Here is a 25,158-nt window from a genome sequence, read left to right on the forward strand (position 1 = left end):
TGATCTCCTCGTAATGCTAAAAGGAAAGCTACGAGGAAAGTTCTGCTATATCAATAATGACATAACAATGCATTATGAAATGAGATGGGTTCCAAAAAGACATCAATTGAAACCCATCTTACTGCGATCAATAAAAAGCATCGCTCTAGATTGCTCTAATTTTAAACAATAAACTGATTAAGCTGCTTATTTTGATCTTCAATATGCGCAGACTGCTTCAACACCTGCTGGCTCGTGTGTGTCGACTTTTCTGCCACTCTATCTGACAAGTCTTTAATGCTCACGGTATTGTTGTTGATTTCTTCTGCGACTAAGCTCTGCTCTTCCGCTGCTGAGGCTATCTGAATGTTCATCTCAGTGATAGAAGAAATGGCATGTCGGATATCTTCTAGCGCATGGTTGGCCGTTTGTGCTTGTTCTACGGTCGACATCGCTAGGTTATGACTTATATTCATTGTCTGAGTGACGGATTGGGACCCTTGTTGGAGTTTATCAATCATCGTCCTTATTTCAGTGGTCGAATCTTGCGTGCGCTGAGCAAGAGTTCTGACCTCATCAGCCACAACAGCAAAACCTCGGCCAGAGTCACCGGCTCGTGCGGCTTCAATCGCTGCATTCAATGCTAACAAATTCGTTTGATCAGCGATTTCGTTAATCACACTCACAATGGATTCAATATCCCCAATTGAGCTGCCAAGAGACTTAACCGCCCCCATTGAATCATCCAATTGATCACCTAAGTTTTGAATTGCTTGAGTGGTTTCAAGGACAATGCTGCTGCCTTTCGTTGCTGCTAAATCCGCTGTTTGTGCTGATTCTGCCGCGCTTTGTGCATTTTGCGCGACTAAACCTGACGTCGTTGACATTTCATTCATTGCCGTTGCTAATTGTTCCACTTCTTGCAACTGAGTCTGTAATAGCCCTTCCGAATCTTTCGCACTATTGGCCGCCACCGTTGAATACTCGGTAATGTAAGTCGCAGTTTGCTTGGTCCCTTGGATTAGCTCTTGAATCACCGCAACAAAGCCATTAAAACTGGTCGCCAACTCTTTGAACTCTTGATCGGTATTGGTATTGAGCCTTTTAGTCAGATCACCATCCCCAGATGCCACATTTTTCATTGCTTTATTAAGTTCAGAAAGCGGACGCATCAGTATTTTTAATACACCGATATATACGAGACTGGAGATCACCAAAAGGGCTAAAAATACCACCATCATAGTGCTTCGCATCTCTTCAAGTGCCGAGTGCATTTCATCGTAGGGCAATAACATCCCAACAAACCAATTTTCGTCTGAGACCTTGTTAAAATCTAGATAATAATTCGTACCTTGAATGTCTATCAACTCTGTTTTATCACTGATTACACGTTGGCCCGTTACTACGGATATGTGCTTACCGTTAAACTTGCTGTTCGGGTGCGCAATAACCGTCCCGTTACCATCAACCACAAAAACCGTCGCATGGTTAAGTTTAACGTTCGAGATTAACGTCGCAATTGAAGTTAAATCTACATCAAAAAATGAGACACCTAACAAACCATCAGAATGATAAACGGGTTGAGAAATTGAAATAAGAACAGCACCGGTCCCCTCATCAACGTAAGGGTCGGTAATCTGCTGACCTCCGCTGCGCGTCGCATTTTGATACCAAGGACGAGTACGAGAATCCCAGTTTGAAGGCGCAGCCCAACTTTTATCATTATGGGTAATGGAGCCATCGTCTTCAAAACCAATCCCCGACGTCACAAATACATTGGCGAGCGCTGATTGTTCAAGTAAATGAGGGATTTCTTCTCTGTTAGCATCAACAAGCAACTCGGACAGATAGTGGGCTAGGTTTCGCTTACCTTGTAACTCACTATGAATCACTTCAGCAACCTGGCTAGAGGCAAGTTCAAGGTTAGATTGAATCGTTTTATCAACTTCACGGTTGGTCGTTCGATACTGTGTGAAACTCAACACGGAAAGCCCTATTAAGCTAACGAGAGTGCCTAGGACAAGAACTTTTGTACTAAATTTCATAGATTGTTTTCCGATAGTTTCTAAGTAGCTGATGATCTCGCGAGAGTGTAGCGCTGAGTCGATGAAGGGAATAGGAATATCGGTTATTCCAAAAAAAATACCAATCCATGTAAAGTAGCCTACAGATCAATAAATAAGGCACCAATCATCATGTCAACCAATAACCAAACCCTAGCGCCTGCGGATGGGCTGTGGGCTAAATTGACTCGGACTGTCAAAGCCATTACCGTTTTTATCTTCAAAGCCATTATCGTCCTCGGTACTCTTGTCGGTTCATCTGTCTTGCTGTCAAAGCTGGGTACCGTGCACGGTAAAGACATTCCAGAAGAGTATTTCTCTAACGGGTACCCAACGATATTAAAGCTTCTCGATTCTGAGATTTTCATGGGCTTTGTTTTCTTTGTTACCGTTGCAATCATCATTTACATTATCTACCTGTTTTGGCAACTGCATGAAGTCGCGGTCCATAAAGCGGCTGAGATGTCGAGCGCCCATACACAAATCGTGTTTGCTCTGTCTCTGTGTGGCCTCTTTATTGATAAAGCATGGTGGGTACTTGCCATCATCATCGCATTCGCGCGTTGGGATGTTCTTGCAAGAGAACTTTCAAACATCATTCGAAACGGCCGTAAACCAACAGCAAATATTGAGGAATAAGCCATGAAAGAAATAATGCTCCCTTATGTCCTTATCTGTTGGATCTTAGTGAAAACAGGCGTGATTTCGTGGACTTTACGTAACGCAGTGATCATCGTTGGCACGGGTGTCATGCTGGCGTTTGCACTGTTTACTGCGCACCGTTTTTGGTCACCGGCGGATTTAACCGACAGTACAACCGTTAAAGCCCCCCACGCCGTGCTTAGCCCACTGATCGGCCAAGAAGTTGAACAAGTATTCGTCGACCACAACCAAATGGTTAAGAAAGGCGACCTTATCTATACGCTAAAAGCGGAAGATACTGAAAACCAACTTGAAGGCTTGGATGCACAACAAAAAGCCTACCGCGCTGAAATTTTAGCGCTCACACTGAAAATCGAAAATGATGAGCGTAACCTTGACCGCTTGACCAAGCTGAACGATTTTGCCCAGCAATCGACACGTGACGATTTGCAAACCAGCATTGAATCCACTCATGCTCAAATTGCTTCTGTGAATGCTCAAATTCTGGCCATTGACGCCCAAGTGGCAACGGCAAAATGGCAGAATGAACGCCGTGAGATTCGTGCTCCATTCGATGGGCAACTGTCGATTGCGAACCTTGTCGATGGTACTCGCGTGGGTAACATGCACCTATACGATACCAGCAAGAAATTTGTTGAAATGCGCATTGCAGATCAAACGTTCCGTGGGATCAAGATTGGTCAATTTGCTGAATTCTACGTTGATGCCTATCCAGGTGAAATTTTCCGTGGCCGTGTACACAGTGTGACAACCGGTACAGGTGAAGCACGTGTATCTGTACTAAACGGGACACAACATGTTCGTCAGCATGTGGGGAATAACATGGGTTCTCACGGCCGTACGATTGTCATTGAATTCCAAGAGCCAGAAGGCTATAACGTCCCTATCGGTGCCACAGGTTCAGGCTGGGTTTCAGCAGAAAAACCTCACCCTATGCTTGGCTTTATGGATATCATTGGTGGCGCAACCGTTCGCTTGAAAGCCTATAAATCGTATCTATCAGCCTTATAAGCCCCACTTCACTTGACGAATCAAAATAGTGTTGGGTGAAAGACAAAAAAGGGAAGCCCTGAAATAGCTTCCCTTTTCTTCGTTTGGTGGCAAGCAACTTTACTTATTTCGTTCAGTCCATGTCTCTACTTGATGGTTAATGATTGGTTCAACAATACTGCACAGCCATTGCTGTTTTGGTGAGTGGCGCAAAGAAGCTTTCATGATCAAAGCAAGATCTAAATTAAGCTTATGGTGGGCTTCAGATTCAAAATAAGGCTCATACTTTAATGTAAAGCAATCGTCCATCAGCTCGTTCATGACCACTTGGCTGTCGACAATGATACCCACTTCAATATTCGGGTCTAATCGGCGAAAATGGTCAGTCGTATCGTTCACTCCAGGAATTAAGAATTTGACGTATTCACCTTCTTTATTCCCAGCAAAATAACCCGCCCCTGAATGAATGCGTTTCTGATAAAAAGCCTGGGATTTATCGTTGATCGCGTGAACGCCTAAATCGACTTCTTCATTTAAAATCAGCGATTCAGAATGATGCCCCCATTGGCGCAGCTCAATGACCGCGTTAGTCTCTTTTCTCAAAGCCACAATGACATCTTTGCCAATATTATTTAAGTAAGGGCTAACAATATGTAAGGTCACTTTGTCCAACAGCATAGGATCAAAGCACTCTGGCTCGAGAGCAATCGTCAGTTGCTCAAGCGCATTTCGTACCTTTGGCTCGATCGATTCAGCATAACTGGTGGGAACAAGGCCCATTGAATTTCGTAAAAACAGTGGATCCCCTAAATCTTCGCGCAATTGCGACAGCACTTTGGATACGTAGGATTGAGAACGTCCCAATTTAGTCGCCGCTCTCTGAGTGGAACGGGTTTGCATCAGTGCTAAAAAAACATGTAGGGTATTTAAATCATTCATCTATGATCCATCACTATTCTGTTGTCTTTGATATTTATTCATTCGTGAACCTAGCATCACTACCGAAACGCCCTTTCAATGTTCTCGTCGTTTTTTAACAAGCGACAATTGGAATAAGCTTTATTCCAATTGTACGGGAGCGTTTCGTTACAATACAACGCTAATTTACCTGTCTGTGTCACAAGGATACATAGGCTTTCGTTTGACGCAAGGAAGTTTCTTTAAGAGTAATTCAATAATGAAAACATCAATGTCTCGTGCTCTACCGAAAAATAAAATGCGCTCTGCTATTCCTCTTTTTACTCTATCTCTTTTAAGCGCTGCTGTGTTGAGCACGACGTCTGCTCAAGCGAGTGGCTTTTTCATGCAAGAAGCGATCATTGCCAATACTGGTACCACGGGTGCGGGTGACGGTGTTTACACTCAATCGGCAGCCGCGATGTGGACAAACCCGGCCACCATGTCTCACATGGGTGAGAGCATGACAACCGTCAATACTCTACTGCTTGATCTTGAGATGAACTACGCTGATGCTGATCAAGGGGAAAGCGGCAAAGCGCATACACTTATGCCTTCTGTCGGTGTCTTCCACGCACGTCAACTTAATGATGACGTGCACCTCGGCCTTGCTCTAGGCACCGTTGGTGGTTCGAGTGTTGATTACGGCAGTGATTGGGCGGGCAGAAATTTAATGACAGATACGACCCTAACAGCCGTCCAATTTAACCCTTCTCTTAGCTTTCGAGTGACAGACCAAGTCTCTTGGGGCATCGGTGCGCAATTTAGTTGGGCCTCATTAGAAATGGGGATGGCGTCAGGAAATGTTCAACTAGAGAGTTCATCGGATTGGGCATACGGGTTCAATGTAGGTGTCATGTACAAGCAAAGCGAAAAGCTGGATCTTGGCTTTAGTTTCCGTTCAAAAGTAGAACACGATTTCTCAACCAATATCAGTGGCCCTGGCGATATTAACCCAGCCGTTGCTTCTGAGTTGGCTGTTCCTGCTATTATCGACGTCAGTGCAAGCTATGCCGCGACCAATCAGCTAAATATCCTCGCTTCGATTCAGCTTCATCGTTGGAGTGAATGGGATCAGACAGTGTTTGATTTTGGCAAACTAAATAACAACCCAATCGGCTTAAACTCTATTAACCGTGATTGGGATGACGTGTGGAAATTTGCACTGGGTGCAGATTATCAGTTGAACTCAGACTGGCGCTTGAAAGCTGGCTTTTCATACGAAACCTCACCACAAGACGACCCTAGCAAACAATGGGTTGATCTGCCTGTTGGCGACCAATACCGCTACTCCGTGGGCGCAAGTACCACTTGGGATGATTACACCTTTGATGTCTTCTATGAATACGCTGATCTAGGCTCTGTCGATATCGCAGAGCGTTCTATTGCAAATACACCAGTAGGAATCAATGGCACATTCGATGGCCGTATTCACTTCGTTGGTATGAGTGTAACTTTCTAAATCACCACGCTTAAAAAGAAGAAATAATGAACAGACCTTTAACTTGTTTGATCTCTCTTAGCTTGTGCGTGTTTAGCGCACAAGCTGAAGAAGAAAAGCATCACGAAGATCCAACCAAAATTGTCACCAAAGCCGGTATTGCTTATGTGGATGGTGTGCAGTTTTCAGGCTCAATTGGGCTCGATGATGCACGCATGATCAATGCTCGTATCAACGCCGATGGTGATGAGTGGCGACTAGGGGGATCTTGGCTGTTGCCAATGGGGATTCTCAATTTTAACTTCAGCCGATCTGAGTACGATTACGATGGTTATAAAAATAACTACAGTATTGGCTCATTCATACCGCTGAGTTACTTTGATATAACCCCGCTAGGCTGGCAAATTTTCCCGATGGCAGGTTACAGCTATAACGATGGCGAGATCGCAGGAAAAGACGCTGAGAGCGACAACGACTATGTGATGACTCGCTTTACCTCTCATGGCGGTTATTTGGGCATGTTTGCTCTAAAGCCGTTAGATGAAAAGTGGTCATTGATGACGTTTGGTGGCGGCTCTATGGGTTCAGATAACTACTCTGGTTACTGGGCCGGTGCAGGTCTTAGTCATAAGCTCACCCAATCTCAATCGTTCAATTTCTTCGGAGTGTTGGCGGACGATGACTTTGGTCAGAATAATAGAGTCGGTATTTCTTACACTTACGAGTTTAAGTAACCTCGTTATCTCATGATTAAAAAGCGCAGGTCTCACTGCGCTTTTTTAATATTTCGCTTTTTCTAGATTTCGCTTAATCTAAATCCAATCAGACACTAATCTACGGCTAAATCCGGCTTGTCCGAGCGGCTTGCTTTTTGTCTTTTATCGACGACTTCAAACACCACCAATAAGACAGCCGCTACCACAGCGCCAATGAAACACAGATATAGAGCACTATGGTAGTTAAAGACCTCCGCGACCGCACCCACCGCTACACTTGACACTAAGGTACTGACACTGAGCAAATTTGAGAATAACGTGGATGCGGTACCTAACCGATCTTTCATCATATCTTGCAGAGCGACCATTCCTATCGTCGCGCAAATTCCAATGAAAAAGCCATTCAACACCTGCGCCGCTAACATGGTGAAAAAACTGGTTTGCGACAACATCACAAGGTAAAAAGCCGCGCCAGAGACCACCGCCATTAACATCACCTTAATGGTGCCCACTTTCTCAGCCATTTTACCCGCAGACAGCATAACGGGGATTTCACACGCAGCCGCCATGCCAAACAAAAGCCCCAACCAGCTCACATTGACTTTTAGCTCCTGCGAGAGATACAGCGGAATACTGGTGATGTACAGATTGTTCGCCGAGAACGCGCACACAACAATCAAGCAATAGAGCATCACCATGCCACTCAATGGTTTATGATCGACTTTCTCGGCTCGCTCTTCTTTTGTCACGACATTACCCGGAATGGTTTTCGCAATCACCAGTATCGCGACTGACACCGTTATCGCTGATACGGCAAACGTCGCACCAAAGCCAAACTGAGCCTTTAGCATAAAAGCCGCTGGCGGACCAAACACCCAGGCAATGGCCAATCCAGCCCGCATTTTGGCTAAAAAACTCGTACTATTAGCCACATGACGGTCACCGTATTCACGACCCAATGCAAACAACTGACCAAACGAAGCCCCGCTCACACTGCCAAACACCACCGCAACCGCAACCGCTAACCAGTAATCTCGAATCACAATAAAACTCGATACCAAAATCAAATAGCTGGTGAGTGAAACCATCAGAATCGTTTTTCTATTCCAATGGCTATCAGAGCGTTTGGCAATAAAATGGGAGACAGAAACAGAACACACGACCACCAACGTCATGTAGGCACTGAGCATCATAGGCGTTGCACCCAATTCCTCAACAATAAATAAGCTCGATAGAGGATAGAAAAATGCACCACATAGCCCAGTAACGAACGCGGTGAAAATGAACAACAATGCTATTTTATTATCTTGCATAGTACAAAACCTAATCTTTAGAAAAAGCCCCAATCGGACTTTTTACGCTCGGTATAGTCTACTCAATGATGATGAATATGATTGATGTTATTCGAGCCACCTCTAATACTAATCATTCAATTTAGTTCCATTCTTTGACAGAATAAGCCTATCGAACACATCTGACACCTAACAAGATAACCGGACATCGTGATGAAGCCCTTTAAAGAACGCGTACTTAACACACCAAGCTTTGACTGGTTAGTAAGAGAGTTTCACTGTCTCGCTAAAAAGGATGAGATATCGTGTTCTTGGCACTATCACTCAGAGTACGAGTTGGTGCTATACCTTGATCCAGACAACGCGTTCCAAGGCCGTTTTTTTGCGGGAGATGCCACCGGTGATATACACCACAATACATTGCTTCTTTATGGGCCGGGTTTGCCACATATGTTGGCAGGAAAAAGCACCAAAGACGATTACCATCATCATACGATCATTGTCTGGCTCTCTCATCAGTGGTTAGAGCGCTTAATCGAGTTGCTGCCTGAAGCAAGAGACATAAAACGTCTACTGGATAATTCGGCTTATGGCCTTTCTTTTGACCGTACCACAACAAAAAAGGTCGCCGTGTTACTCGAAGGCGTCACCAAGTTGGATCGCCATTATCAAGCGCTAAAAGTCATTGAAATATTGATGGCATTGTCTGAAGACACCCACTCAGAAAAGCTATCAGCAACGCCGTATCGCATGAAACCCGTCTCGGAAGATTCAGAGCTAAATCAGCGTATCGAACGAGCGTCTCGTTACATTGAAAACCATTACAGTCAGGGGATAAAAATATCCGACTTGTGCAAAAAACTCCACATGAGCGAAAGCTCTGCCTATCGGATGTTTGAAAAACACTATGGGATGAGTTTTTCTGAGCACCTAAAACAATATCGAATCGGAAAGTCATGCGAACTGCTCATTAACACCCATTTTCCTATCGCTCTGGTCGCAGAAAAAACCGGTTTCAAAAACCTGTCTAATTTCAATCGTCAATTCAAAGAGTTAAAAGCCATGACGCCCTCAGAGTTTCGCCATCGATTCCACTGATTGCGCTAATTTGAAGCAGGAGCTACACCAATAATTATCGAGATTGGTCACAGTTTGAACGCATGTGTCTTTTTATCAATCCGATTAAAGTTTACCTTATCTTCAAAATAATGAAGATAAATCGATATGCCCATTAATTACATCAGCAAAGAAGGCTCGGCGATCATGAATATCGCCCAATATCTTATGACCACGACAGAAGGAGATCGTCTAAGGACGATCGATTCACTCTCTGAAGAGTTTTCTGTGTCGGTCGGCTTTATTCAAAAAGCGCTCACAACGATAGAGCAACGTGGTGCCGTGATGCTTTCAAAACAAGGTCGCAATGGCACCTTTATCACTCAATTGGATTACAGGGAATTAGTTGGCTGTGCGGGTTTAAGCAATGTGGTGTGTGCTATGCCATTGCCTTATACCCGTCATTACGAAGGCCTGGCTAGTGGCTTAAAGGCACAAATTGGAGATCTACCGCTTTATTTTGCCCATATGCGAGGGGCGAGTGTTCGCGCTGAATGCCTAAGAAATGGGACATATGATGTAGCGATTATGTCGAAATTAGCAGCCAAAGAGCTGGCGAGTGGTTTGGTCACCGCCATAGATTTAGGTGAGCACTCCTATTCACACGAACATCGGCTTATTTTCAAAAAAGGCCGCTACGATAGCATTCGCCGTGTCGGTGTTGACCCAGATTCACCCGATCAAAAAATATTAACAAGCCAAGCCTTCGCCGATAAAGAGATTGAAATAGTCGAAATACATTATGGGGAGAGTTTAACTCACTTAACCAAGGGTGATATCGATGCTGTGGTCTGGTTACCAGAAGCGATTGAGATGGAAAAATATGACTTAGATGAACGTTCCCTGAGTCATGTGCCGGCTTGCCGAGATGCTTCAGAGGCCGTGATGTTAGTCAATGGCGCCTCATCACACCTTACTATTTTGTTAAGAAAGCTATTGAGAACCGATCAATTGCGTGAGCATCAAAATGCGGTTGTGGAAGGCACGATCGTCCCTAGTTACTAGCGAATATCGACCGCCAATGAAGACACACTCTAGAAATCAGCATGAAACTAGGAGCCAGCATGGAACAACGATTCGCCCTTTTGTTACAAGCCAATGCCATCAGCCAAAGGGCACATAATGGTGGGCTACAAGCCTTAGCGTTGATCGACAAAGAGCTTGGTCTACCACACGATAATGAGCAATACCAAATGGCATTGACTCATCTGTCCCGCGCCGCTGATCGTATTTGGCAAGGTGACGCCATCAAAGAAGGTTTGGATTCTGAAGTACTTGACGAAATATATGAGGATTCTGACGTCGATGTCGTTCTGAGTTTACATCGCAAGGTTCTTCGTTCAATGGATTTAAGCACGGTTCCAACAGCGGAAGAAAGCTTCATGATTGCCAATATCTACTCCTTGTACCAAGTCGGCAAAACATTACAAAATCAGGAATAAGAATGATGATCGACAGTACCGGTTACACCTATTGCCACGAGCATCTACACATCGATTTATCACCTCAAAAAGACGATATCGACTGCCGCCTAGACCAGTATCAACTGCTGTGCGATGAAATGGTGGCGTTGCAAACTCGCGGGGTACGTAACATCGTTGAAGTCACTAACGCTTTTATGGGTAGAAATCCTCATTTTATTGAAAATTTAATGGAGGACACGGGCATCAATGTACTGCTCTCTACCGGATTCTACATCGAAGGCTTTTTCCCTGATTCACTCTACACCATGAGTGTTCAACAAATTGCTCAAGGAATGATCAAAGAAATTGAAGTGGGGATCGACGATTCAAACCTCAAAGCAAGCGTCATTGGCGAAATTGGCAGCAGTGAAAATGGCTTTAGTGAAACCGAACAAAACGTCTTTCGTGGTGCAGCCATCGCTCATTTAGAGACCGGACGGCCTATTTCGACTCATCAATCAATGAGTACGATGGGAAAAGCGCAAATTGAGTTACTCAAAAGCTGCTCGGTGCCAATGAACAAAGTCACCATTGGGCACTGTGATTTGCGAGACAACTTAGATGACATCCTGTGGATGCTCGATCAAGGGTGCTACATCCAGTTCGATACGATAGGAAAAAACAGCTATTACCCCGACGCCCATCGCGCCGAATCACTCCGCATTCTGTGCGAACGAGGCTACGCGGAACAAATCATGCTATCGATGGATATCACAAGGCGATCGCATTTGAAAGGCAATGGTGGCCTGGGATTTAGCTACCTCATTGATGAATTTATTCCTCTGCTCAAAGAGCATGGGATCACCGATCACCAAATAAGCACCATGTTACAAACAAACCCTACACGCTTGTTTGGATAAAGAGCACATACGCTCATAAAAAAACGACACATGACAAAGGACGACACATGAAAAAAATTGCCATTGCTGGTTTGCAACGAGAGCAAATTCGAGATCAGATCGAAGCCTCCGCTCCGGGTGTATTTGAGTGCCATATTCTGACGGATATGGACGCGGCTATGCGAGTAAAGTCTGGGGATATGGACTACTTCATTGGTTGCTGTAATACCGGCGCAGGCGGTGCACTTGCTATGGCCATCGCCATCATCGGTTTTGGGCAGAGTTGCACCATCGCAAAACCAGCCATCAAAGCCAAAGAAGAGGAAGTAAAACAATTTATCGAAAAGGGCTACGTGGCCTTTGGGCTTTCGGTTGAACACATAGAGCATGCCGTACCAATGCTCACTGGCTTACTTGCTGAACAGTAGGAAAATAATATGGATATTATGCATATAGGACTCGTTGCCACACTCTGCGCAATGACTGCTTTAATCGCTAACATGAGTGCGGCCGTGTTCCACGATGGGATTCGACCGATCTTACCTCAACTGGTTGAAGGCAATATGACAAGGCGCGATGCAGGTTCGGTCGCCTTTGGTCTCTCTATTGGCTTCGTCGCATCGGTGGGGATTTCATTCACCTTATCGACCGGATTACTCAACCCTTGGTTGCTTTTCTTACCAACCGATATTCTCGGTGTCATGATCGGTAGCCGTTTCCTAGCCGCCGCTGCAGGTGGTCTGTGGGGTATATTGGTTGTGACCTCATTAGCCGGTGTCAATGCCGTCTTGACGGGTTTACCCGTGGACGCGTTAGGTGCATTGGGCGAGTTGGGTACGCCGGTTATGTCGGCCTTTGCACTGTTCCCTTTACTGGCTATTTTCTATCAATTTGGTTGGAGAGCCGGTGCAATAGCTGCGGTCGTCATCTTAATGTCTCGCCTTATGATCATTAAGCATACGGGGATTTACCCAGAATCGATTCAGATCTTTGTTGGCATGCTGATGCTGATCTTGTTCGCTGTTCGCAAAGACCTCTCTGATCGAAAACAAGGCATTGCAGCGCCTGATATGTCTGGCCTTCATGGTTTGTTTGATGAACGCACCAAGCGAATTGTCAAAAACTTACCCTTCCTAGCGGTGACTGGTGCTCTCATTGCTGCGGTCTCTAACGTCGGTATTTTTGCAGGCTCAGAAGTCTCTATTTATTCCCTCGCAGACGCGTACCAAATGACGGATCCTGAAGCAAAAGAGGCGGCAATGAAACAGGTGGCTCTGTCTGAATTTATGCGTGGCCTAGGTTTTATTCCTTTAATTGCAACCACGGCTTTAGCCACCGGTGTGTATGGCGTGGTTGGCATGACGTTTGTCTTTGTCGTCGGTTATTTATCACCCAACGTGCCCGTCGCTGCAGTACTTGGGGCGATTACAATTTGTGCTGAAGTTTATCTACTGCGCGGAATAGGCCGTTTCTTAGAGCAATTCCCGTCGATTCGAAATGCCTCAGACAACATCCGAAATTCGATGAATACCTTAATGGAATTTGCTTTATTAATTGGTGGGGTATTAGCGGTAATGAAGATGGGAGCCACTACGGGTTTCACCATTTTCGCCATGCTGTTCTTCTTAAATGAAGTATTAGGAAGACCGGTATTGAAGATTGCTGCCCCTGCTGTGGCCGCTATTCTCACTGGGGTTATTTTAAATGTTCTTCATGTACTGGGTTTATTTGCTCTGTAATCATGTAGAGCTAGGTAACTCACTTCCGTAACTCACTGTAAAATTTAACAAATAAATAGGCAGGCTGATCTTCAGCTTTATATAACACACCCACTTGTATTTGAAATTCATTATTAAGCGAGTGCATCAGAAATGATGTTCGGGATCAGCTCATGCCTAAAAAGGGGAGAACATGTTTTTAGAAGCGTTAGAAAAGCAAAATCCCAATTTAATTAATGCCACCCTAGCACTATTTAAACAGGGTCAATTACAGCCCGACACTGTGGTTATTGATGTCGACCAACTGCTCATCAACGCCAAATCAATGAAGCAGGTGGCGGACGAATCGGGGATACGTCTTTATGCCATGACCAAACAGTTTGGTCGCAATCCAATGATTGCCAAACTGCTCATTGAAGAATGTGGTTATGAAGGCATCGTATGCGTGGATTTCAAAGAAGCCCGACTCATGGCTGCACATGGATTACCCATCGCCAATGTGGGCCATTTGGTTCAACCACCAAGCAATATGATTCATTCATTGGTCGCCAATATAAAGCCTCAGGTTATGACGGTGTATAGCCTTGAGAAAGCCCAACAGATCTCTGACGCTGCGGTTACGGCTGGGCGACAACAAGGCTTACTGCTGAAGTTTTTCCATCGTCGAGACAAGCTTTACGTCAATCAAGAGTCTGGGTTTGCGCTATCACGCCTAGAAGAAGTGGTGCGGTCAATACAAGACATGCCGGGGGTTTATATCGAAGGGGTGACTCACTTTCCCTGCTTCTTATTCGACTCGGGCAGCAAAAAAACACAACCTACCCCAAATCTAATGACGCTGCTAGAAGCGAAACAAGGGTTAAATGCGCTAGGGATTCCATGCAGCCAGGTGAATGCCCCGTCTTCCACCAACTCAGAAACGATCCCAATGCTGGCGAAATATGGATGCACCCACGGAGAGCCTGGCCATGCCCTAACAGGGACGACTCCAGCCAATGCCATCGAGCCACAAGTGGAGCGGATTGCCATGCTTTATCTCAGTGAAATCTCTCACCACCACACCGACAACAGCTACTGTTTTGGCGGTGGGTATTATCGACGAGGGCTATTGGAAAATGCACGTGTTTACAGTGCTCATGGCAGTGAACGCACAGCGATCTTTAACGACGAAACCGACAGCATTGATTATCACCTACGGATACCCGGGCATTACCCTATCGGCGCTCCGGTGATCATGGCTTATCGCACTCAGGTTTTCGTCACACGCAGTGATGTAGCTTTGGTTCGAGGAGTATCAACCGAGCAACCTTTTATCCTTGGGCTTTACGACTCATTAGGAAATGAGGTGACCTATGCCTAGATTCATTGTCGTTGTACTGGACGGCTTTGGTGTGGGCGAAATGCCCGATGTCGCCCTCGTGAGACCACAAGATTGCGGATCGAACACTGCGAGCAAGTTACTCGCTCATTTCCCTCTAAAGCGATTGCCAGTACTAGAAAAGCTTGGCCTACAAAATGTCGTCAACAACGCAGCTTCAATCATGTCTGCAAACCCATTGGCCAACACTGGACGATCCAACCTCGCCCACCAAGGGGGGGACACCTTTATGGGGCATCAGGAAATCATGGGCACCCTGCCAAGGCCCCCATTAGAACAGGCTTTTCAAGTGGCACTGCCCGACATTGAAGGCGCTCTACTTAGCCACGGATATAAAGCGGTTCGACATACCCAGCAAGGGTTATCGGTGCTTGTCGTAGAAGACGGCATTATTGTTGGCGACAATCTCGAGGCAGATTTAGGCCAAGTCTATAATCTTACGTGTAACTTCAACATCGTCCCCTTTGACAAGTTACTGGAAATCGCAGCAGTAGTAAGAAGCGCCAATCCAGTCAGTCGAAATATCGCATTTGGTGGCAATATTAGCGATGAAACGAGTGGCGTTTTGAAAACAGAACGCCCCTCCATTGGTCACTCACCTGATGAACAATACGCGACCATGGAACGTGTATTCAATGCCATTGAAATCAAAAATGATGAAGATGGGAAACCAGCGTATATTGGGGTGAACTCCCCAGATAGTGGCGCCTACGATGAAGGCTTTCAAGTCGCTCATTTAGGCTACGGTGTGGACGCCAAAACGCAAGTACCGTGGCAGCTCCACAAGCAAGGGATTCATACCTGGCTCTATGGAAAAGTAGCCGATATTGTACAAAACCCACATGGCACCTCCTACACGTCTGTCGTCGATACCAATGAAGTGTTTCGCCTGTTGAATCTCGATCTCTCTACGGAAAGCCACGGCTTCTTTTGCGCCAATATCCAAGAAACAGACCTTGCAGGTCACCAACAAGACCCTAAACAGTATTGGAAGATATTAGAAAAAGCCGATCGCGGACTTGGTAGAGTGATGGAACAAATGACGGATCAGGATGTTCTTGTAGTGATGGCCGATCATGGGAACGATCCGTTTATCGGTCACACCAAACACACTCGTGAACAGGTGCCTTTACTCGCCTATAAAAAAGGTCATCAGGCACTCAACCTTGGCGTACGCGCAACCATGTCAGATGTTGGCGCAACAGTGAGTGCCTACTTTGGTGCTGACCGACCAGAAAATGGCACGCCCATAACACCATTGCTTCACACACCCCAAATATGACTATGCAATTAATTTTTATGTACGCTTGAGTCATTCTTTACTCGCGATTCTGAGTCGCCTCTTTGCTTTCCCCCTAATGTAATAAGCAAAGAGGTTTTTTCATTCCGTTGCCCACCAAATTAGCCAAACCACATTCTCAAAGCTATCGGAGGACAACAACGTTTGAAACTTTTCCACTTACGAAACTGTTTGATCACGTAGATATCCAAAGAAAATGTGACAACAAAGCTCGAAACACAGTTTTGGACACAAACGTTTTAGTGAATGTTCTAAATTAGCGTCTCACGGATAATTTCAAGTATTGCAGACCCCCTATACAAGTGGCAAAATTCACCCAGCCAATACAACTCTAGGTTGCATGTAAAACACGGCAATATTCACGTTTCTTCTTTTTCTGTGGGTTATTAACTCAATAAAATTTAAAGCATTCACGAACGGCACCCTGCTCGTTCGCCGATCCACCTCTGGTCAGTATGATTGAGACAAAAAATGAGATTGCGACATGTAAACTCATTTCTATTTGTAGTATTGCTAGTTAAAGATAGTTTAACTTTGGGGATGTTATCCCAATAGCCGTACAGCTATAGCTAGCTACGCAATCACAAGTGTGTGGTTGTTTTCAAGAAGTGTAAAGAAGTCATCATTGGATGTTATGTCTAAGTCAACATTTAGAAATTTAGCCACATTCTCGACTTCCGTATTAACGTCTCGGTTATTCTCAATCGCGTCATTGAGACTCTCCGTTAACTTACGGAATTGAATCTTATCCTGGGCTAACTTTGTAATTGCTGCTTGCTCAAAAGCATCGGTGTTCTCTTTAATCTGCTGAATCCGCATCTCAAACACTTCTTTCACGCGCTTGGTACGCAGCTCCACTTTACTTGAGAATATATCAGCCTGATCAAGCAACCAAACCACGATGGTTGACCCAATACCTGACACCATAATACCGGTTGCATCTTTTAAGTATTCACCGACAACCGGAATCATTTCGACGTAGGGAGCAATCATCTCTTCAACCGCAAAGCTGACATAAGTTACTACCGTTGTAGCAAGTAGCTTGGTAATCGCGTCTGCTTTTTGTGCTGGCGAGCTATCACTCATCAATATTTTGATAGATTGAATGATGGCCGAAAACCCTTCAACAATGATCTTAAGCGCTTTCTTCAATAGCCCAACGAACATGTTAACAATGGCGTTAATCAAATACTTAACAAAGTTTTTAAGTGCGTCTTTCAGGACATCAAAGCCAATGTTGGCAATATTTTCCATAATGTACGAACTGGCACGCTGAAAACGGAGTTTTATTGCCTTGAGCTTCGATTTGGTATCAAAACCGTGCAACACACCATTTTTAAAACTATCGCTAAACTCAAAAAATATTGGTTTGATAATGAGGATTATCAGTTCGCCAATGCCTTTTTGATTCAATTCGTCTTTCGCTTGGCCTAACGCTTCTGCGCCTAGTTCTTTCGCAAGTTTGGCGTCTTTGGTGAAGTTCTTAACAACCGCGCTATTGAGCTCTTTTTCGATGGTGCTCTTAGCTTTCTTTTCAGCTTTGAGGGCATTGTCTAGCGTCTTTTTAGATGGCGCTGACTTTAACCACTCTTTCTCTTCTTTCGAGAGCTGTTTACCCGACTTTTGCTTTTTCTTAAGTCGAGATTTTTCATCGCCAACCCAAGAACTATACTCGGTCCACGATTTTTCACCTTTTGAGGTATTCAACTTGGCAGAAATAACCCCAAGGTTGTCATCGTGATTCAAAGCACTTTTCAGATCACCTTTGGTTAAGGCACGGCTAGCACCATATTCATCAAATGCGTTTTTCAACGGCACTTGGTGGTCAACGTTGATTTCACTCGCAGAGGTACTTTTATCTTGCTGTTGTCGATTCTGATGATAGTCACTGCTTTTACGACGAAGGTGCTTTCTTTCACCTTGTTCGTTCACTTCAAGTTCACTATAAACTCGGGTTTTGTCTTCCATATACCGGCTTTGATAGGAATCTTTTCGATCTTTCATTCGACCAAGATCTTCGATTTCATCACGTACAGCGGTATCGTACTGACCTTTATCGTCAGCTTGCTTGGCCGAATGCTCATCTAATCGAACTTTATCGAGTCTTTCATCCACCTGCATATGAGAAGGTTTATCATAGCTAAATTGCTGTATTTCGGTTGTGAGCCTTGAAGCGGTCAAGCCCTTTTGTGATAGTTTTAGCTTTGGATGGCTAATAAACCCGTCGCAGACACTCAAAATGATCGGTTGAATAAGAGATTGGCCAATACTGGTGTCACTGTTACTCATCTCTTTTTCAATTTCTTCTAAGACTTCGAGACTGTCTCTTTGATCATGCAGCTCTACATCAAGTAACACTCTACTGGCTTGAAGCGGCGAACTTCCTTGCAGCTTACTGACTATGTCATCACTAGAAATCGACTTCATTTTATAGTCGGCATTGTTATCCATTGATTACCCTTACGCACACAAAGACTTTGATTGAGTTAGCTCGTAAATCACTTTCGCTTTTTGGCTGTCGCAGTCTTTAAACTCACCGGCTTCAGATAAGAAACCGAGATTCGCCATCTGTTTCAGCACAATAGAAAGGTTAAATAACGCTCTAAACTCTTCTAAATGCACCACAGGAAGGAGTCTGAAATCTAACTTGTGAGCAAACACATCAGAGTCGTTCGCCATCTGATGCATGCGCTGAGTTTGGATGCCATACTCAAAACGATCGAGCATACGGCTATAGCTCGCCACCAACTTTTCAAAATAGAGCACCACGCTATCAATTGAATCATCAACCACTTTGAGTTGCTTTTGCTGAGACTCTAATTTTGCGATATCTTCTAAAATACGCATGCGCTCTTGCTTTGCGTTCTCAAGCGATTCTTTGGCTTTTTTGCGAGTAAAGAAGCCAAGTGTCAGCACCATACCTAATGTATCGAGCATACCCATCTGGTTGAAATCAATCTTGATCACTTCAGATTTCAAACGCACACCACTTTGGCGTTTCACTTCTAAAATATTGTCATCAAACAGCTCTTCAAATGGCTGACCTTTTACAGTCACGTTATGCAACCGCCGAGAGATGCGCATAAAACGTTCGAAGTGAACATCGTATATCTCCTGCTTTTGGGTGTTGATCTCGTTGATTTTACTTTCAATACTGGCAGAGATATCTTTCACCACATCTTCGTAGACCTGCTTGGCATCGTCATACCTTTTCTTGGTTTCCGCATAGATGGCTTCTGCTTCATCCGTATAGTGCTTACCGGTAAACGCGTTCCAAATTTTAGAACACTTCTCTTTTACCGTTTTTACCGCACTAGAAACCTTGTCTCTAATAGCGCTACATTTGCTCGCTGCCCAACTACAAGCTCGGCTAAACCATCCCATAGATTATTCCTTATCAATCAGTGCATAGCCTTCAGAGGCCATGTCATTCATTGCAGCAACCCAGCGTTCGATTTTTTTCGATTCGTATTCTTCAATGACAAATTGCTCTGCAAGGTTTGACATAAAGTCGCTCTCTTTTTCGCACACTTCACCGTCAGCGAGAAGAATACCGTACAGCTCAAGCAACACGATCCGCTTACCTTTTCCCTTACTCTTTGCTAACACTTTAATTACGGATTCAATTTTGTCTTGCTTAGTCAATTCATATTCCACTAAGCCACACTCTTGAACAAAAGATTGGTAGACTTCTTGCTCTTCGGCTAAATGCACCCCATTAAGCCCCATAGAAAACTTAGCCAACTCTAGAAAGTTCTTTTTTTCACCAATATTTAACTCTGATAAATACATATTTCTACTCCTTCCTGCTGGCTTAGTAAGCTACTTCTGATTGGCTTGATTGTTGACCAGAACAATCATACGTAGTTTCAACGCGTTTGCTGATTTCACCTGCATCATCATAGGTATATTCAAAGACTAGGTTACCCATTGTATCAAACTCCCGCCCTACACTTGGCTTACCATCTTTGTTAAACAACATTTGGTATTTCAGTAACTCACCGGCAAAGGTATCACTTCTACGTTTAATGTTCTGCTCGTAGTAAATATTCGTCATCTGGCCGGAATGTTTGTCCTCTATGTGAGTAACCTTGCACTCACCTAGAGTTTTAATAAAGTCATCGGTTACCAGTTTTAAATCTTGATGTTGAGCAAGCTCATTGGTTAGGCTAACAAGGTTATCTGCTCGCAACCTTTGGATTTGAGCGGTAAGTTGCTCAAGCATTGCTCTAGACGACTGCTTACCTGCAAACTCTGAACGCTCACCGAGCTGTTTCAAACCAGTCAAACGTTCATTGATCGCAACATGTACTTGCTCAAGTTGCTTTTGGCGTAGAGCAAACTGCTCGCTTTGATATGCGTTTAACGAGGTAATGGCTAGGCTCTGCCGTGCTTCAGCCTCCGAAAGTGCGTCAAGCAAATCCTTCGCTTGCTTTTTGTGTGACGCAGTTAGTGCCGCAAACGAATCATTATGTGCCTGCTTAAGGGCTTCAGACGCTTTCATCACTGAGTCTTGATATTGCACAGAGAGGTTTTGATTTGAAGCAATAACCGCTTTCACCTCAGAGATGGAGTCAGTTACCAAGCCGCGCGTTTGTTCATGATATTGGCTAGAGTTCTGCGAAACTGATGTTTGCCCTGCAATGATCAACGCTGCTTGTTGCATTAGTTTATCGCTAAGTTTTTGAAGGTTCGATTCGATGATGTTCTTTTGATCTTCAAGCTGAGACTTGGTCAATGTGGCATAGTTTTCCAGTATTTGAACGGTATTGGTGCTCTCATCTGATAAAGATTGCTGTAGTTGATTATTCTTACTTATTGATACGCCTTGAAGGATGACGATTAGGGCCGAACAACCAATCAATGCCCAAAACAAAATTTCTGCTGTTATTTCCATCTTGATCTCTTAGGTTTAGTCAACACGATAGGTTTTCCGATCACTCAAATGCTTCATATAATCTAAGCTCGGAGCAATCTATGCCATCGCTATGGTTAACTCCAAAATATACGAAAACTCATAGGAAAGCATGAGCACATTATAAGCACGTTAAACAACCCTAAGTATCTCTTAAATTCTCGTTCTGAGAGGCACATCTTCCAATAGTAAATTACTAGCTTCTAATGAAAGTCAGACGGTTGTTCTAATAGGAGTATCGAAATATGGATGCTCCGATATGCTTCAAGAACCTACTTTGCAACAATACGACTGGAAATAGTTTCTATAGATCATTTAGTGCGTAAAATCGATAATGCAATCATCTTTGAATTCATTCGATCAGAGAAAAATCAATATAGCGAAACTGTTGAACAACCTCGAATGTTTCTGAAAAAGTGGACTCAAAATGGATATGAATATTTTTCAGCACTTTATTGGTATCTTCATACATCCATCTAACCTTACTGTTGCGTGATTTATACATAACCCTTTTAAGCGGAAACTCTCTGTTTAGGCCTTCCGCCTATGTTGATTACTGGTCAAATAAAACTAAATGCATACTGGCGAGTAATGTGATTCAAGTAGGTGTATGAAGAGTAAATAACGAAAGTAATCTGTCTAATTCCCAGAAAAGTGCCATTAGTTATAGAAAGGGAAAAACGAATGAACAACATGTGAATGAGTATTTATTCTAGCTTGTTTTGGGGCAAAACCTTGTCAGAGCACAAGACAAACAGCCTTGAAAAGTGTCGAACTTTATTGTCATAGCTCTCGTCTTTCTTGTCGAGTTTTCAAACTGTAATATTCGACGACACAAGCCTAGTCACCAAACCAACAGAATTTCATCGGCTGACTCATGTCTCTGATTTGCACTGCAGCAGAAAGGCTCATGCGTTTGAACGAATAAACGATAAGTTCTCCTCGTTACTTTTTGCAAAACATTATCTACAGCAGCATCCCAATCAAAGCGCTAAGCTTTATTGACGTGATTTTTACCAACGTTAAAAATGAGCTCTCCTAACCTATACACTTTAGATTTCCTAACTATGATGTGCTAGCTATAAAGGTAAGTAAGCCAATGAAAGTCATTCAACAACTCAGCATCTTGATATTTTCTTTGTTCATCACAGCAACCGCACATGCGTGGCAAGCAGAAAAAGTCGCCAGTGGGTTATCGATACCTTGGGGACTCGCCTACGTGGATGAACGTACCATGCTCGTGACTGAAAAAAATGGCACGCTAAAGCGCGTCGACCTGATGACAGGCGATCACCATGTTCTCGCAACCGTCCCTGACGTATGGGCAAAAGGGCAAGGCGGCCTGTTGGATATTGCTCTCTCCCCTTTTGACAGCAACACCATCTATGCCACTTACAGTAAAAATATCGGCGGAGATGGCGTCACAACGCTCGCTTCGGCAAAATTCAACCAAAACAATATCTCCGCTTGGAGAGATGTGTTTATTTCTCAATCTCAAACCGATACAGGCCGACACTTTGGCAGTCGAATCACCTTTGATAACGATAGCCTTTATTTTTCCATTGGCGATCGTGGCGAACGCGAGAATGGGCAAAACACACTCACTCATGCCGGGTCCATCTTACGCTTGTCTCCTGATGGTAAAGCCCCTGCCGATAACCCATTCGTCAATAATGACGGCATTCTAGATGAAATATGGAGCTTTGGTCATAGAAATCCACAGGGGTTATTTTTCGATACTAAGACCCAAACCCTTTGGTCAATCGAACACGGGCCTCGTGGGGGTGATGAAATCAATCTCATCAAAAAAGGCGCGAACTATGGCTGGCCAGTGGTGTCTTTTGGCAAAGAATACTGGGGGCCAATCGATGTCGGTGAAGCGACAGAAAAAGAAGGAATGGAAGCACCCGTTAAAGTCTATATCCCCTCTATCGCGCCAAGCAGCTTGGTTGTGTATCGCGGTGAAAAATTCCCTGAGTTAAAGGGCAAGCTCCTTTCCGGGGCGCTAAAGCTCACTCATATCAACATCGTTACGGTTAATCGTCAGGGTCAAGCCATCGAAGAGGAAAGGATTTTATCCAATTTAGGTGAGCGGATCCGAGATATCGAGGTGTCTCCTCAGGGCGACGTTTTTTTCAGTACCGACAGTGGCAATCTTTATCGACTCAAACGCTAATTCAGTCATGATGAAAGAACCCATCGACTCAATACCCCCATCAACAACAATGATGGCAGACAAAAATGGTTTGGTTTACGTATCACATTTGAGTCCTCGTATTCATAAACGCGGTTTATCCAACGCATTCTATGTAACCAAACCTGTTTGAAAACGTGCTTGGGGCACATTTGTAAGCAACATATCTCAGCGCAATTCATTAAAGTTTGATTTACATTTTGGTCACTTTTAGACTCCTTAGCTCACCAAACAACAATAAAAAGAGCCGTCATGAAATTAGAGACCGTCGATTACCTTGCTGAAGATGCTGCTGAGCAATTTGTAAAGTCACTAAAAGAAACCGGATTTGGGGTATTAAAGAATCACCCAATCCCTAAAGAGCTGGTTGAATCTATCTACGAGAATTGGTATCAGTTTTTCTCTACTGAACGAAAAAACGAATTTCAATTTAACGTAGAAACACAAGATGGTTACTTCCCGCCCAGTGTGTCTGAGATAGCGAAAGGCCACAGCGTGAAAGACATCAAAGAGTACTTTCATATCTACCCTTGGGGGCAAATTCCTGAGGAATTGAAAGAACAGATATTAGATTACTACCAACGTACCAGCCAATTTGCAGAAGAACTGCTTGGTTGGGTTGAAGCTCATGCACCAAAAGAAGTTCAAGAGCGCTTCTCCATTGCTCTCTCTGAAATGATCAACGGGAGCGACAAAACCTTGCTGCGCGTGCTTCACTACCCACCGATGACAGGGGAAGAAGAGCCCGGTGCAATTCGAGCTGCCGCCCATGAAGACATCAACTTACTCACCGTTCTTCCTGCCGCCAATGAACCAGGCTTACAGGTGAAAAGTCAGGAGGGGGATTGGATCGATGTGCCTTGCGACTTTGGTAACTTAATTATCAATATTGGCGATATGCTTCAAGAAGCGTCTGGGGGCTACTTTCCTAGCACCACCCACCGCGTTGTAAACCCTGATGGTGGTCGTCAAGAGCAGTCTAGAATCTCATTACCACTGTTTTTACACCCGAAACCCGAGGTTGTACTGTCAGATCGCTACACCGCTGACAGCTACCTAATGGAACGTCTGCGTGAACTGGGTGTCATCTAAAATTAGCAACCATTAAGATAAGCGGCAATAAGTGGCACGCACGCCTTTTCCCCTGGTGAGCGTGTCCAACAATGTCGAAGTAAACAGAAACCAGAAAAAGCTGAATAGAAAAACAGAGTAAAAACGACAACCGGCCAGTCGCATGCGCCGGTTTATCTATTTTAGCCTTCAGAAACCTAATATCCGATTCGATAAGCGCCATCCTAAAACCAACCATATCCATCACAACTCAAATAATTACACCTCTAATCTTAATCTCTCAATACACTTTCAACTCATTGTTATTATTGTATTTATCGCCATTCTCTTTTGATTATCACACTGCTCACTCAAAAATAATAGTTTGAACTCTAACGATTAATCTGTCATTTTATAATTAATTGAACGTTCAATATAAAATAAAAGGTCCTCAACATGCCCAAGGTCGGGATGCCTGATATCCGAAAACCACAGCTTGTTAACGCAACCATGACGGTCATCGATCGGGTTGGCTTACACGCAGCAAGCATCGCTTTGATCAGCAAAGAAGCGGGAGTATCAACCGGGATCATTAATCACTACTTTGGCGGCAAGCAGGGCCTTCTTGAAGAAACCATGCGAGCAATCCTTCGCCAACACTCAAGCACCATTGGCTCATTACTTAAAGCACTGCCCGCAGATGCTCATAAACAGAGAATCAATGCCATTATCAAGGGTAACTTTGAGGGCTATCAGGCAGAGAATAGGGTTGCTAAGACTTGGCTCGCGTTTTGGTCATATTCCATGCACGACGCGCAACTAAAGCGGTTACAGCGTGTGAATGAAAAACGATTGTTGTCTCACCTACTCATTGAGTTAAAAGCCCTGTTGACTCACGAACAGGCTGAGCTTGTTGCACAAGGTATTGCCTCCCTCATAGATGGAATTTGGCTACGGGGCACATTGAATCCCGATGGGATCAACGCTGATAAAGCCCGCTTTATAATCAACGACTACTTGGATAAACAACTCGCGTTTTATTCAACACGTTCTAACACTACTAATGACTGAGTTTGAGCTTCAA

22 protein-coding genes are annotated in these 25,158 nt (G+C 44.2%); 15 read left to right on the top strand and 7 right to left on the bottom strand.

All coding sequences use genetic code 11. The features are described from left to right. Window positions 1-161: 161 nt before the first annotated feature. Window positions 162-2,024, bottom strand: a complete 1,863-nt coding sequence (locus QF117_RS00835; RefSeq protein WP_282385562.1) for a methyl-accepting chemotaxis protein — start codon at window positions 2,022-2,024, stop codon at window positions 162-164. 150 nt (window positions 2,025-2,174) lie between these two features. On the opposite strand from QF117_RS00835, the gene QF117_RS00840 reads away from it, so the two are divergent. Further along, window positions 2,175-2,681: a magnesium transporter gene (locus QF117_RS00840; protein WP_282385563.1), complete on the top strand. Its 507-nt coding sequence runs from the start codon at window positions 2,175-2,177 to the stop codon at window positions 2,679-2,681. Between the two features lie 3 nt (window positions 2,682-2,684). Next, on the top strand, window positions 2,685-3,716 hold the full coding sequence (locus QF117_RS00845) for an efflux RND transporter periplasmic adaptor subunit (RefSeq protein ID WP_282385564.1): 1,032 nt from the start codon (window positions 2,685-2,687) through the stop codon (window positions 3,714-3,716). A 99-nt stretch (window positions 3,717-3,815) separates the two neighbouring features. Here QF117_RS00845 and QF117_RS00850 read toward each other — a convergent pair whose 3' ends face one another. After that, complete coding sequence (locus QF117_RS00850; RefSeq protein WP_282385565.1) at window positions 3,816-4,634, bottom strand: LysR family transcriptional regulator; 819 nt, start codon at window positions 4,632-4,634, stop codon at window positions 3,816-3,818. A 238-nt stretch (window positions 4,635-4,872) separates the two neighbouring features. Here QF117_RS00850 and QF117_RS00855 point away from each other — a divergent pair, with 238 nt between their 5' ends. Beyond that, on the top strand, window positions 4,873-6,114 hold the full coding sequence (locus QF117_RS00855; protein WP_282385566.1) for an outer membrane protein transport protein: 1,242 nt from the start codon (window positions 4,873-4,875) through the stop codon (window positions 6,112-6,114). Between the two features lie 26 nt (window positions 6,115-6,140). After that, the gene (locus tag QF117_RS00860) at window positions 6,141-6,827 is read left to right on the top strand and encodes a hypothetical protein (RefSeq protein WP_282385567.1); all 687 of its coding nucleotides are present in this window, start codon (window positions 6,141-6,143) and stop codon (window positions 6,825-6,827) included. A gap of 95 nt (window positions 6,828-6,922) precedes the next feature. Here the strand turns inward: QF117_RS00860 and QF117_RS00865 are convergent, their stop codons facing one another. Then, entirely contained in the window at window positions 6,923-8,122 is a 1,200-nt protein-coding gene (locus QF117_RS00865) for a sugar efflux transporter (protein ID WP_282385568.1), read from the bottom strand. A gap of 192 nt (window positions 8,123-8,314) precedes the next feature. Between QF117_RS00865 and QF117_RS00870 the strand changes: the two genes are divergently transcribed. From QF117_RS00870 to QF117_RS00905, 8 genes are all read left to right on the top strand, one after another. Continuing rightward, window positions 8,315-9,199 carry an AraC family transcriptional regulator gene (locus QF117_RS00870; RefSeq protein ID WP_282385569.1) on the top strand — a complete coding sequence of 295 codons (885 nt, stop codon included), beginning with the start codon at window positions 8,315-8,317 and terminating at the stop codon, window positions 9,197-9,199. Between the two features lie 126 nt (window positions 9,200-9,325). Beyond that, window positions 9,326-10,222 carry a GntR family transcriptional regulator YhfZ gene (yhfZ, locus tag QF117_RS00875; protein ID WP_282385570.1) on the top strand — a complete coding sequence of 299 codons (897 nt, stop codon included), beginning with the start codon at window positions 9,326-9,328 and terminating at the stop codon, window positions 10,220-10,222. Between the two features lie 59 nt (window positions 10,223-10,281). After that, entirely contained in the window at window positions 10,282-10,659 is a 378-nt protein-coding gene (locus tag QF117_RS00880) for a hypothetical protein (protein ID WP_282385571.1), read from the top strand. 5 nt (window positions 10,660-10,664) lie between these two features. Further along, window positions 10,665-11,540 carry a phosphotriesterase-related protein gene (locus QF117_RS00885; protein WP_348984830.1) on the top strand — a complete coding sequence of 292 codons (876 nt, stop codon included), beginning with the start codon at window positions 10,665-10,667 and terminating at the stop codon, window positions 11,538-11,540. Between the two features lie 47 nt (window positions 11,541-11,587). Next, window positions 11,588-11,947, top strand: coding sequence for a DUF2620 domain-containing protein (locus QF117_RS00890; RefSeq protein WP_017038277.1), 360 nt, complete (start codon window positions 11,588-11,590; stop codon window positions 11,945-11,947). 9 nt (window positions 11,948-11,956) lie between these two features. Further along, window positions 11,957-13,258 (top strand): YhfT family protein, encoded by a 1,302-nt coding sequence (locus tag QF117_RS00895; protein WP_282385578.1) that lies wholly within the window; start codon window positions 11,957-11,959, stop codon window positions 13,256-13,258. A gap of 172 nt (window positions 13,259-13,430) precedes the next feature. Further along, window positions 13,431-14,597: a YhfX family PLP-dependent enzyme gene (locus tag QF117_RS00900; protein ID WP_282385579.1), complete on the top strand. Its 1,167-nt coding sequence runs from the start codon at window positions 13,431-13,433 to the stop codon at window positions 14,595-14,597. Then, entirely contained in the window at window positions 14,590-15,897 is a 1,308-nt protein-coding gene (locus tag QF117_RS00905; RefSeq protein WP_282385581.1) for a phosphopentomutase, read from the top strand. Before QF117_RS00900 ends, QF117_RS00905 begins: the two co-directional genes overlap by 8 nt. A 591-nt stretch (window positions 15,898-16,488) precedes the next feature. Here the strand turns inward: QF117_RS00905 and QF117_RS00910 are convergent. Genes QF117_RS00910 through QF117_RS00925 form a run of 4 tightly spaced genes read right to left on the bottom strand, consistent with a single transcriptional unit; the run spans window position 16,489 to window position 20,812 of the window. Further along, window positions 16,489-18,366, bottom strand: a complete 1,878-nt coding sequence (locus QF117_RS00910; RefSeq protein ID WP_282385583.1) for a DNA repair protein — start codon at window positions 18,364-18,366, stop codon at window positions 16,489-16,491. A 9-nt stretch (window positions 18,367-18,375) separates the two neighbouring features. Next, entirely contained in the window at window positions 18,376-19,299 is a 924-nt protein-coding gene (locus QF117_RS00915) for a DNA repair protein (RefSeq protein WP_282385585.1), read from the bottom strand. A gap of 3 nt (window positions 19,300-19,302) precedes the next feature. Continuing rightward, window positions 19,303-19,707: a hypothetical protein gene (locus tag QF117_RS00920; RefSeq protein ID WP_282385587.1), complete on the bottom strand. Its 405-nt coding sequence runs from the start codon at window positions 19,705-19,707 to the stop codon at window positions 19,303-19,305. Between the two features lie 22 nt (window positions 19,708-19,729). Then, a complete protein-coding gene (locus QF117_RS00925; protein WP_282385589.1) occupies window positions 19,730-20,812 on the bottom strand; it encodes a chemotaxis protein in 1,083 nt (360 codons plus the stop codon). A gap of 1,117 nt (window positions 20,813-21,929) precedes the next feature. Between QF117_RS00925 and QF117_RS00930 the strand changes: the two genes are divergently transcribed. The 3 genes from QF117_RS00930 (at window position 21,930) to betI (ending at window position 25,145) form a co-directional block, all read left to right on the top strand. Beyond that, window positions 21,930-23,006, top strand: a complete 1,077-nt coding sequence (locus QF117_RS00930; protein ID WP_282385591.1) for a PQQ-dependent sugar dehydrogenase — start codon at window positions 21,930-21,932, stop codon at window positions 23,004-23,006. Window positions 23,007-23,276: 270 nt separating this feature from the next. Further along, window positions 23,277-24,116: a 2OG-Fe(II) oxygenase family protein gene (locus tag QF117_RS00935; RefSeq protein ID WP_282385593.1), complete on the top strand. Its 840-nt coding sequence runs from the start codon at window positions 23,277-23,279 to the stop codon at window positions 24,114-24,116. Window positions 24,117-24,530: 414 nt separating this feature from the next. Next, the gene (betI, locus tag QF117_RS00940; RefSeq protein WP_282385594.1) at window positions 24,531-25,145 is read left to right on the top strand and encodes a transcriptional regulator BetI; all 615 of its coding nucleotides are present in this window, start codon (window positions 24,531-24,533) and stop codon (window positions 25,143-25,145) included. Window positions 25,146-25,158: the final 13 nt, after the last annotated feature.

The sequence above is a fragment of the Vibrio sp. YMD68 genome (genome assembly GCF_029958905.1).
GTDB lineage: Bacteria > Pseudomonadota > Gammaproteobacteria > Enterobacterales > Vibrionaceae > Vibrio.